The following is an 11,640-nucleotide window of genomic DNA, read 5'->3' as shown; positions in this document are numbered from 1 at the left end:
CCACGCGCCGATTTCATTGACAAACCGATCGGAAATTGCTAACACCCGGCGAAACCCCGTCGCGGCGGCCGATCGGCCGACCTGCTTGACGATCCTTCTTCCCAGCAGCCAGCATTCGAACGATGGCCTCAATGCCTTTTCGATCTGCGGTCGGATTGCTCGCCAGCGGCGGCCTGGATAGCTGCATCCTGCTCGGACGCTTGCTAACTCAGGGCAACGACGTGCAACCATTCTACGTTCGCACGGGCGTGACCTGGGAAGAAGCGGAGATGAACGGCTTGCGGCGGTTTATCGAGCGGCTCGGTTTGCCGTCGGGCAGCCGGGTGCGCGATCTGGTGCTCTTGAGTTTGCCGCTGGACGATCTCTACGCCGGCCATTGGAGCCTGACGGGCCAATCCGTTCCCGGTGAAAACACGCCCGACGAAGCGGTTGGCCTTCCCGGCCGCAACGCGCTGCTGACGATCAAGCCGGCCGTCTGGTGCCAAATGCACGGTCTGACGCAATTGGCATTGGCAACGTTGAGGTCGAACCCTTTCCCGGATGCGACCGACGAATTCTTCACGACCCTGCAAACGGCATATCGCATCGGCTTGGACCGGAAGATCGAAATCCTCCGGCCATTCGAGCATCTCAGCAAAGCCGAGGTGATGCGACTAAGCGACAACTATCCGCTGGGCGATTCGTTTTCGTGCATCGCCCCGGTTGGCCTGTTGCACTGCGGCCGCTGCAACAAGTGTGCGGAAAGAAAACAGGCATTCCGCGACGCGAACATGCACGACACGACCATCTACGCCTGAGTCCGTCGCAAGGCGCTTCGCCAAATGCCGCATCCGACGGCGCGGGCAACTCCAATATGTGGCCGAGCGCTGTTTGCACTTGCCCTCGGCCGAGCACGATCTTGGGGGCACCGCGCGTCGTGGCGGATCGGCTCGGCTGTGCGGTCGACGCCGCCGAAATCACACCGCAACGCCATCGCCCTCACCGAGCTGGTCGGCATGCCGGACCGCGTCCGGCAAATCGAAGGGAACCGCAAATTAATTTGGCGGCGCCGGAGATGCCTGCGTCGTGGTGGTCGCGGGCACAGCGGAAGGAGCAGGCGGCGCACCGAAGTGCTTGCGGAACACGATCATATCGTCGCCGTCGGCATAATAGCCGGCCAGGGTGGCGGCATGCTCGTAGGCATGCTTGATATAAAACTTGCGCGTCAGGCTGTAGTTTGGCAGCGATGAGGTTTCGATGAACAGCACCCGGCCGTTCGCTCGCTGAATGTCTTCCTCGAGGAACTTCAGCAGCTTGCCGCCGATGCCGCGGGCTTGGGTTTGGCGAGTTACCGCAATCCAATAGAGATACCAGGTGCGATCGGTCATTGCCGCGGGAGCAAAGTAGGCGAAACCGAGGATTTGGCCCGATTGCTCGAACGTTACACAGCGATGCCCCAGCCGCTGGTTGGTGCTGTGATAATCGTCGAGCACTTCGCGCAGCGCGCGAATTTCATGGGGCTTGAACACGCCCGTCTCTTGCGCCAGCGGGACCAGAGTTTCCGTGTCGGCAGGAACTGTTGGACGGATCAAGCGTGGTTCTCCCTAGAATCTTCAACGCGACGCAGAACAGCCTGGCAAGCGTTGGCGTGCGAGTCGAAGGCTAACGCCGAAGTCATTCCCCCGCTTCGCCGTGATCGTCAGTCCGAGCCCCCAAAACCTAGCAGCCCGTCCACGCGAGATTGAGGGGGTTCCACGTCTCGTGAGCGGCAAGGCGCTCGCCGCCGGTTTTTCGGCGGTCGCACCGCATCCGACCGGCGGCTAGCACCTTGCCGCTCGACACTCACACCTCACCCAGCATGTCAAACCGTGATTGACCGCGCACTTAGCCTCCCGCCCCTCACCGCCGGCCAGCCAACATGGTAAGCTGACGCCACTGTTTGGGAACCGGTCCCAACGCTTCCGACCCGCAATTCGCAATGAGCCTAACATGGCAGAGCGTGGATGGAAACAGTTGCTCGCGAACCACACTTGGTTTCACGGCAAGGGAAAATACCCGATCAGCGCGTATTCCGAATACATGCCTCCGCCGCGCTTGGGATGCAAGCCCTACGGCTCGCACGATCGCACGCTGTTGCTGGACGACGACCCTTTTGGCTGGGGAATCACGGAATTCGAAGAAGCTTTTGAAATGCGGCCGGGCTTGATGCAGGTTGCCCGCCAGCTCGTGACCGTGCTTCATCATCTGGGGCGTTGCCAACCGGCACATGGCATCTCGCAATACAAGCTGCGTGACAACCCGTTTTGGACCGAGCACACGGTCGTTCCACAGGGCGAGCGCTACGTCGTGCTCGCCCCGCTCGCGCTTTCGCAAACGCAGGACGACAAAGGGCGCGTGCGCTGGACGCTGTTCGGCGCCAGCGAGCAAGGGCCGGCCAAGGCGTTTTGGCGCGGATTCTACACCGAGCCGGGCGTGGAATGGCCGGTCGAGCGCTCGCTGGATTTCATTCGCCGCTTGCTCGCTGCCGCGTATGGCGAGCCGATGGACAAGCTTTCCGATTTGAAGCAGGCTGGTTTTCGCGTCATGGCCGACGACAGCGAACCGCTTCTGCCACATTGGCGCGTGAAAGAGTTGCCGAATTGGACCGGGCCGCTGATTTGGAAGGTGGGGCAGAAGCTCGCGGGTGTGAAATACCTGCTCACCTTCGAGCCCTACGAGCGCCTTCCGGCGCCGGTGCGCCGTGCTTATCTCAGCGGCGATTTGCACCTGCTCCCCTTTCCCGGCAGCTTGGTGTTTTGGGGTTCAACGACGTACAACCAATTGGCCCAAGAACTCGCCTTTTCCGGCCAGATCGCGCTGTTGCATTCGATCGTTCGCCGCGAAGCGCCGGGCGGATTCCGCGTGCCGCAGTCGGGTTGGCTGCACGAGCCGCAAGGCAAACTTCCCCCGGGCGACCTGCACGGCCCGCTGCGCAACACGTTTCAGCGCACGCATCGCTGGAGCCGCGTTCATCGCTATGAAGACGAACTCGCATGCACGAGCGACGAAGATCGCGTGGCCCATGTGCTATTCAGCACGCAGGCCGACGACCTCGGTCTGTATGGCAAGCCGATGGCCCGCAATTGTCAATTCTGGACGCGCGATTTTCATGCCCTGCTCGATGGCCCACGCGGCTTCGAACGCGATCTGATCGCCACGGCGCGCCGGGTGGCTGACGGTGGGCTGTTTGGATATCGGTTCTATTATCCGCCGCTCCGCGTCGGCCGGCATGCGGTGTTTTATCATCGGCCGCTCGTGGCGTATTTGTCGAACGAGACGGGCCTGCCCGCCATGTTGCCTGATGCGCCGCTCGGGTATTTGACGGCTTACCGCGCCGACAAGCCCGACTTGGACCGCCCCATCGAGCTTTGGCCGCGACTGCTCGACCGCGAACCCCACCGCCTGGCCGTCGAAGCGTTTCAGCGCGATCATGATGCCCGCTACCATCGCACGACGATCAATCTGCGCAAGATTTTCGAAACGCGCGATTTGATGAACGCGGGCCCGCTCGAGCCGTCATTTGCGCGCAGTCTGGTGACTGCGGCCAAGCAAGAATCGTTGTCGGATTGGCTGAAATCGATCCCGATTCGGGCGAGCTCTCCGGCCGCCGGCGAGCGGATGGTGGCCTTATTGCACGAAGCGATTCAGCTGGATGACTCAGATTCGGCCAATGGAGATGCCGCGGCTGGTCGCGCGGCGGCCAATCTCGCCGCGTCGAGCGGCGGTTCGACGGCCGTCGTCATCAAATCTCGCAAAGCGGCGCGCACCCTGCGCTCGCTTTCCTATTCCCGCACGGCCAAGCGATCCTATGAAAAGGCGTATTGGAATTTGATCGCCGAATTAGCCACCGGCCAATACGTCAATAAAGACAACGCCGATTGCGTGCGCGACCCGGCCACGCAGTCCATGCTCGGCCATCATCACCGCGATCTCGAAGCGCTCGGCGATTTCATCCTCGATTATTATCGCGATCTCGTGCAGCGCAAGTGGCCCGGCAGCGATGTGCTGGTGGGCGATTTGCCGTTCCGCTGGCAAACCGAGTTTCCGTTTCCCTGGATGGGAGGCTGGCTGCAAAACCAAAATCGCGAGACGCACGAGCGCGATCTGATCGTCGTCATCCCCGGCGGCGACCGCAGCCGAGCCGTCGTCATGGCCGACCACTACGACACGGCCTACATGGAAGACACGTTTGGCTACGCTCACGGCGGCCACGGCCCACGACTTTCCGCCGCGGGCGCCGACGACAACCATTCCGCCACCGCCGCGCTGCTGCTCGGCGCCGAAGTGTTCTTGGATCTGAGCCGCGCGGGCAAGCTGGATTGCGATATCTGGCTCGTGCATCTCACGGGCGAAGAATTCCCGTCGGATTGCATGGGGGCCCGGCACCTCTGCCAGCAGCTCGTGCAAAACACACTGCAAATGCGGTTGCGCGACGGCACGATGCACGACCTATCGCGCACCCGCGTGCAGGGCTTGTATGTGCTTGATATGGTAGCCCACAACAACGACCGCAATCGCGACGTGTTTCAGATTTGTCCCGGCCATGGTCGCGAATCGATGTGGCTGGCCTATCAGGCGCATCGAGCAACTGAGGCGTGGAACGCGTCGGTGCCGCAGTGGAATCAGCGTCCGGAGCGGGTCAGCCGTGGCCGCGGCCGCCGCACCACCGACGGCACAATGCCCGAAGTGGCGGCGCACCCGCAACTGTCCGGTGAGGTTCGCACCCAGTACGACCCACACAGCACGCTGTTCAACACCGACGGGCAGATTTTCTCCGACGCCGGCGTGCCCTGCGTGCTGTTCATGGAAAACTACGACATCAACCGCAAGGGCTACCACGACACGCACGACACGCTGGAAAACATCGACCTCGACTACGGCGCCGCCGTCTCCGCAATCGCGATCGAATCCGTCGCCCGAGCCGCCACCGAACCGCCGCCGCGGGGAAATTGAGTCGGCGCGATACATGAAACCAGCGTTTTGCGAGGGTCGCGTTGGCGCTATACTGGCATGGATAACTGATTTTGCTGAAAGGGATGAAGATGTTGGAGCGGCTTCACATCGAGAATTACAAGTGCCTGAGGGACATCACCGTCGACCTCGGCGACTTCACCATCCTCGTGGGGCCGAACGACAGCGGGAAGTCAAGTTTCATGCAAGCCGTCAGGGCACTGGACTTGATGCTCGGAAAATCTTTTCCGAAGAATTTCAATCAGAACGTGCTTGGAACGCTCGTCTGGCGGCACCATCGCGACCAGAGAATCAAATGGGACGTAACCGGGCGCGCCGCCGAACGCGGCTTCCACTACAAGGTCGAGTTGCCGGCAGATGGGGGGCCGCCAATCGAGGACTTGGTAGTCGATCAAACAAGGACCGTTCTGACCGAGAAAGCAGAATCGCACGGCCAGTCAATGCTCGTTAATAAGCTTTTGAATGGCGGCCAACAACAGCAATCTCAGGCACTCCCGGGCTCCACGTTTCTAGCGCGGAATCGGCAGGCCGATCCATACAAGACGATCGCAAGGGCGCTCAGTTCGAGCATCGAGTATCGGTTTGACGTTGATCTTCTCAAGAAAGCTGCCGTTCCAAAGCAGGGCGACGTCTTAAGTTTCAATGGCGAAAATCTCGCGGCCGTGCTCGACATCATGCAAAACTCTGCAGACCGCTCGGATTTCGACGCTTTGCAGGGCAGTTTCAAAGAGGCGGTTCCGACACTCGATCGATTTATCCTGCCTCCGGCCCGTAACGGTCATGGGAAGGTTTTGGAATTTGTGCTCGCCGGCGGCAGTGTGCCGCCCGTGACAATCCCTGCTAGCCAAGTTTCGACCGGTGCTCTTTTACTAATGGCTTTCCTCACGATCGCGTATAGCTGCACAGCTGACGTACTACTAATCGAGGAGCCCGAAAATGGGCTTCACCCGTCGCGACTTGAGTTTGTCGTGAACCAACTACGCAAGATCTGCTCCGGCGAGATCGGTGGGCGGAAGCGGCAAGTGATTATCACCACCCACAGCCCCCTGCTGCTGAACTACGCGATGCCGGAGGAAGTAAGGGTTTTCATTCGCCGCGATAATACCCTAGGCAGCCAGGTTCAGACGATGAAAGACATCCCGGACCTGGAGGATCTGCGCAAGGAGTTTTCCACCGGAGAGCTCTGGTACCTCCTCGGAGAGAACAAACTGTTTGAAGAGAATCGGACGTGAAAATCCTGTTCGTGGGTGAGGGCGCAAACGATATCGGAGCCCCGACTAATATTCCCGGTTTCGTTCGGCCCGCAGGGGGAACGGTTTGTGCTCTCGCGCGCCGGGCGTCCGATGTGGTTGGCACGGATTCGATCGCCATGGAATGGCGCGAAGTACCGCGGTTCAGCCGAAACCCTTCGGCAAAAAGGAGCGGATATTCCGGTAAAATCGCTGCGGCGGCGTTGCTTGCGAAGATTCAATACAATTGCGCTGGAACGGTCGTAGTTGCAGACCGCGACCGCGACGCTGATCGGAATTTGGATCTTCAGGATGGAGTCGAGCGCGCAGCGAAAAGCGTGAAGGATCATGTGACGATTTGGGGGCTGGCAATCAAGTCGATTGAGGCTTGGACGCTTGGAGCGCCGGCGGCAATCGCTGGCGTACTTGAGGTTGATGTCGAACGTGTGCGCGAGCACTACCCGCGCGGCGTTGACGTCGAGTCTCTTTCCGAATCGAGCGGCAAACCGGAGTACCGACCAAAGCAACTTCTGGCTAGAATCGCTCAATTGAAGCATCAAGTTGACTGCACTGAATTCCGCGAGGCTGTCGCCGAGCGTACCGACGTGGATGAGTTGGCGCGCCAGTGCCCGCAGGGCTTCGCGCCGTTCTTGCAGCGGCTTCGCTCATTATTGGAGCCAATCAAGCCGGATTGAACTGCTTGCGTTTCTTCGCCGGTCGTTACAACCGCCTGCCGGGAAACCGCTTCGTTACGGCACGAACTGTTCGCACCAATAGATCGAGCCGTCGGCGGCAGTGTAGGCCGCGGCGCCGATCTTGTGGTAGCTGCCGTTCAAGATGTTTGCTCGATGACCGGAAGAATTCATCCAGTCGGCAACGATTTCTTGGGCCGATCGCTGGCCGAGGCCGATATTCTCGCCCACCGCGGCCGAACTGTGCTGTAGCGAGCGATTGTTCGTCATCCAGGCCGTGTGATTGCGGGCCTGCCGTTGCAAGGCCGGATCGATCTCCAATGCCGGCAACCCAAATCGTGCTCGCTCGGCGTTGGTACGGTCGACAATGCCCTGTTCAAACGCGTTGATATCCAGTTTCTTGATTTCGGGCCGGACGGCCAGGGTGCTTAGTGAAACCGGCTGGTTTGCGGTATCTACAAAGAATATGAAGGCGATCGTAGGTATCACTGCGGCCAATTGGAACATGATCGGGTCCTTGTTGCAGGGTTTCAGACTTGAAAACGAGGGAAAAACTGGCAAGAAAAGGCCGCCTTGGCCAGTCTTGGTAAATCAGCGGTAGGGTTGGCAAACTGCGTGAAGTTTGCCGGCAGGAGCGTCCACCTTAGCCGACTTTCGCTCCTTGGCAAGGGGGCGGATTGCAGGAGAAGGGGCCGCAGCTCGGTATCCCCGCCCTACACATGGCCTTGGCCGCGCGGCCGCTCGCCATTAAAACGAAGCTATCCGGCCGCATTCGTCGTGCATCACGCTGCAACCGCGTAACGAAACGTACCCACACTATCTATGGCTGTGCTGCTACAAATCAGAAACGCTCATAAAAGCTATGGCGAGCAGGTGCTGCTCGACGGCACCGACGCGACGCTCATCGATGATGTGAAGGTCGGCTTCATCGGCCGAAACGGAGCCGGCAAGAGTACGCTGCTCGGCGTGCTCCTGGACGAAGTCGAACTGGATGCGGGCGAAGTCATTCGGCACCCCAAGCTGCGGCTCGGCTATTTGCGGCAGCACGATCCGTTTTTGCCGGGCGAAAGCGCTCACGATTTCTTGATGCGCGACAGCGGCCAGCCGGAATGGAAATGCGGCGAAGTGGCCGGCCAGTTCGAACTGAAAGGGGATTACCTCACAGGCCCAATCGCCAAGCTCTCCGGTGGGTGGCAAACGCGCGTAAAACTTGCCGCCCTATTGCTGCATGAGCCGAATCTGCTGCTGCTCGACGAACCGACGAACTTCTTGGACCTGCGCACGCAGATCCTGCTCGAACATTTTCTCCGCAACTACAAAGAAGCCTGCCTGATCGTGTCGCACGATCGCGCGTTTCTGGGCGCGACCTGCACCCACACGCTCGATCTCTCGCAGGGCAAATTGACGATGTTTCCCGGCAAGATCGATGCGTTCTTGGAATATCAGCGCGAGCAGCGCGAGCATGAAGCCCGGTCGAACGCGTCGATCCTCGCCAAGCGGCGGCATCTTGAAGAGTTCATCGCCAAGAACAAGGCCCGCGCAAGCACCGCCACCCGCGCCAAGTCGAAAAGCAAACAGCTCGAGCGGCTGGAAACAATCGAAATCGCTGCCGACGAACTCACTGCCCGCATCCGGGCCCCGAACATCGAGCCGCGCAAAGGGCCGGCCCTGCGGTGCCGCGATCTGGCCATCGGCTATCCGGAACGACGGATCGCCACCGAAATCAATCTCGATATCGACCACGGCTCGCGAGCGGCGGTCGTGGGAGACAATGGCCAGGGGAAGACGACATTCCTCCGCACGGTCGTCGATTCGCTGCCGCCCTTGGCGGGCGAAATTCGCTGGGGCTATGGCTGCCAGATCGGCATCTACGCCCAGCACGTCTACACGAGCCTGCCGCAAGATCAAAACGTGCTCGATTACCTCGAGCGCAACGCGGCCTCGGGCACCAAGACGCAAGCGATCCTCGATCTGGCCGGGGCAATGCTGTTTCGCGGCGACCAAGTGAAGAAGCGGATCGCGGTGCTTTCCGGCGGCGAACGGGCACGGCTTTGCCTGGCCGGCCTCTTATTGAGCCAATACAACGTGCTGGTCCTCGACGAACCGGGAAACCACCTGGATGTCGACACCGTCGAAGCGCTCGCCGAAGCGCTCGTGGAATACAAAGGCACCGTGATCTTCACCAGCCACGATCGGCATTTCCTGAAGCGAGTTGCCAGTTGCATCATCGAAGTCCGCGACGGCCGGGTGACGAACTACAACGGACAATACGATGCGTATCTCTACTCCGTGAATAAAGAGATCGACGAAGGCGAGCGCGAAGCGGCAACTCGCCTCGCGCAGCCGCCGGCGAGCATCGGCACAACGGCGAAGACAGCTCCCAAAGGCGCGGCGAAGACGGCCCTAAAACCGCGGCGCAACGATCGCGAGCTGCGCAAGGAGATCGCCAACGTAGAACGATCGATCGCCAAGTTGGACGAGCAGAAGCGCGAGATCAACGGCCGGTTTCTCGCGGCGACCGATCCGGCCGAGTCGCTACGATTGCACGACGAGCTGGCAAGCGTGACCTCACAGCTCGCGGCGGCCGAAGAGCGCTGGTGCGCGTTGCAGGAAGAAGTCGGCGACGCCGAATAATCGCCGGCTCATTTTGAATTGAACGCGCGAAACCACAAGCGAGCATTGATCCGCCGTTTGATAGCAAAGCTCGCTTGCGGTTTCGCCCGTCGCCGCCCATTTTGACGGTCCTGCCTGGCCGCTCCGCTAGCATCAACCGGTCTTGGCAAGAAATGTCGGCTCTGCAAAGATGGGCTCCTTTGGCAAGGATGCCTCAGGGGGGCTGTCGATGCCCAAGTTCGTCTTAATCGATTCTTCGCTGCAAGGCGTCGGCGGCCATCATTTCGAATATGCCCGCCATCTGCTGCGCGCGGCAGAACAGGTCGGCTTCGAGCCGTGGCTGGCGACGCATCGCAAGTTTCGCGATTCCGCCGAGTTGCCCGAGCATTGGCGCGTGTTGCCGACCTATCAGCGAGGCATTTACTCGCGGCGGCGGATTCTGGCTAGAGCCGCTGCGGCGATCGGCTCCGTCTCGGCAGAACCGCGATTACCGGAATCGCGATCGTCTGCGGCAGAGCCAGCACAATCCGAAGCGGCTGAGGCGTCGAACCGGGGTTGGCCGATGCGCTGGCTGACCACGTGGTGGAACGAGCGGCGGCGCGCGAAACGGTCGACGGCCTTCGAGCGCGACACCGTCTCGCTTTTCCGGCAACTGATTCTGCAACCCGGCGACCAGGTATTTCTCGCCGCCATTTCCGAACTGGAGCTCTTGGGCTTGGCCCAATTCCTGTCGCGCGACGACCGTAGCGGCGGCGTCGATTGGCACCTGCAATTTCATTTCCCGATCTTCGCGGGCTACGAACCCGACTACCACGCTCAGGCGTCCAACCTGGAAGGTCTGCAACGCGCTTTTCGCAAAGCGACGACTTTAGCGGCCGATCATCGGCTCCATTTCTACGCGACTACCGAAGGACTGGCGGTTCAATACAATCGGCTTGGCGTCGCGCAGTTTCAATCACTCCCCTATCCGGCGAATCCCGCGCTGCAGTCGAGCCGGGATCGCAGCGCCACGCACAGCGGCCCGCTCCGCATCACGTATCTCGGCGACGCACGTCATGAAAAGGGGTATCAATTTCTGCCGCAAATCATCGGCGGCATTTCGAACGATGCCGCGGCCGGCAACCGCATCCGATTCATCATCCAGTCGGATTGTAACTTCTCGCTCCCGGCACAAGGCGCGAACGTTGCCGTCGTGGAAAGCAAAGCCATGCTCGAACGGCTTGATCCCAAGCACATCAAGCTGCTCGATGCTCCGCTCGATAGCGAAGAATTCGCCCGCCAAACCTTGCAAACCGATATCGGCCTCCTCCCCTACGACCGCGCGGCATACAACGTTCGCTGCTCGGGCATTCTGGTCGATTTGCTGGCGATTGGCGCGCCGGTCGTGGTGCCTGCCGGAACCTGGCTCGCCGATCAATTGGCCGAGCCAAACCGCGAATATCATGTCAGCCTGCGGCATGGGCAACGGGTGTGTGCCCGAGCGATCACCAAAGCGGGTGTGCGATTGGCTGTTCCGAGCGGCGCGGGCAATTTGGTCTTATTCTGCCGCTGGCCGGTCGATTTAAAATTGTGTTCCGGAGCCTATGCCGCCGTAGAAGCCACCTGCTGGGGATCGAATGGAACCCGGCTCGCAAGTTGGCCAACTGTGGTCGGCCCGGGGCGCCCCGATCGCCTGTCGACAGCCTTCGTGCGATTGCCCGAGGGAACCGAAGCGGTTTCGCTGGAATGGCGGAATGCCTATGGTTCTCAGCCGCTCGATTTCCGCGAGGTGGAAGCCTGTTTTCTCGCTGCCGAAGCCGACCGGCAAACGCCTCGCGGAGCGGTGGGATTGGTTGCGACAGACGCGGCCCAATTTTCAATCCTGCTGGTGGAGATCATCGAGCAATATGCTCACTACCGTCAAACGGCCCTTGGCTTGGCCCGCCGTTGGATCGATTGGCACAGCCCGGCCCGCGTCGTTGCCGAGCTACTCTCGCAACGCCCGTCGATTCCGCTGCCCGGCAGCAGCCCATCCACGCATCCTGGCCCGAAGCCGATCGGACGCGTTTTGCGGCGATAGCCGCGACGGGGCTCGTGGCTCGGAATTCGTGGCTCGGAAACCGCGGAGTCACGAACCA

At 60.7% G+C, this 11,640-nt stretch carries 8 protein-coding genes; 6 read left to right on the top strand and 2 right to left on the bottom strand.

Features of this window, described 5'->3' with window-relative positions; all coding sequences use genetic code 11:
• Positions 1-131: 131 nt before the first annotated feature.
• Positions 132-797 carry a 7-cyano-7-deazaguanine synthase gene (locus VHX65_16805; protein ID HEX4000215.1) on the top strand — a complete coding sequence of 222 codons (666 nt, stop codon included), beginning with the start codon at positions 132-134 and terminating at the stop codon, positions 795-797.
• A 237-nt stretch (positions 798-1,034) separates the two neighbouring features.
• On the opposite strand, the gene VHX65_16800 is transcribed toward VHX65_16805, so the two are convergent.
• A complete protein-coding gene (locus VHX65_16800) occupies positions 1,035-1,571 on the bottom strand; it encodes a GNAT family N-acetyltransferase (protein HEX4000214.1) in 537 nt (178 codons plus the stop codon).
• A gap of 397 nt (positions 1,572-1,968) precedes the next feature.
• On the opposite strand from VHX65_16800, the gene VHX65_16795 reads away from it, so the two are divergent.
• The 3 genes from VHX65_16795 to VHX65_16785 all read left to right on the top strand — a co-directional run bounded on the left by VHX65_16795 (position 1,969) and on the right by VHX65_16785 (position 6,913).
• The gene (locus tag VHX65_16795; GenBank protein HEX4000213.1) at positions 1,969-4,971 is read left to right on the top strand and encodes a M28 family peptidase; all 3,003 of its coding nucleotides are present in this window, start codon (positions 1,969-1,971) and stop codon (positions 4,969-4,971) included.
• Between the two features lie 71 nt (positions 4,972-5,042).
• A complete protein-coding gene (locus tag VHX65_16790) occupies positions 5,043-6,221 on the top strand; it encodes an AAA family ATPase (GenBank protein ID HEX4000212.1) in 1,179 nt (392 codons plus the stop codon).
• Positions 6,218-6,913, top strand: a complete 696-nt coding sequence (locus VHX65_16785) for a hypothetical protein (protein HEX4000211.1) — start codon at positions 6,218-6,220, stop codon at positions 6,911-6,913. The genes VHX65_16790 and VHX65_16785 overlap by 4 nt, the downstream gene beginning before the upstream one ends.
• Positions 6,914-6,967: 54 nt before the next feature.
• Here VHX65_16785 and VHX65_16780 read toward each other — a convergent pair whose 3' ends face one another.
• A complete protein-coding gene (locus tag VHX65_16780) occupies positions 6,968-7,417 on the bottom strand; it encodes a CAP domain-containing protein (GenBank protein HEX4000210.1) in 450 nt (149 codons plus the stop codon).
• Between the two features lie 315 nt (positions 7,418-7,732).
• Here VHX65_16780 and VHX65_16775 point away from each other — a divergent pair, with 315 nt between their 5' ends.
• Together VHX65_16775 and VHX65_16770 are read left to right on the top strand one after the other, a co-directional pair.
• Positions 7,733-9,544 carry an ABC-F family ATP-binding cassette domain-containing protein gene (locus VHX65_16775; GenBank protein ID HEX4000209.1) on the top strand — a complete coding sequence of 604 codons (1,812 nt, stop codon included), beginning with the start codon at positions 7,733-7,735 and terminating at the stop codon, positions 9,542-9,544.
• Positions 9,545-9,752: 208 nt separating this feature from the next.
• Positions 9,753-11,582, top strand: coding sequence for a hypothetical protein (locus tag VHX65_16770; GenBank protein HEX4000208.1), 1,830 nt, complete (start codon positions 9,753-9,755; stop codon positions 11,580-11,582).
• Positions 11,583-11,640 lie beyond the last annotated feature (58 nt).

Source organism: Pirellulales bacterium (genome assembly GCA_036267355.1).
GTDB lineage: Bacteria > Planctomycetota > Planctomycetia > Pirellulales > DATAWG01 > DATAWG01.
Note: the sequence above shows the minus strand (reverse complement) of the source record. Positions and strands in the feature narration are given on the sequence as shown.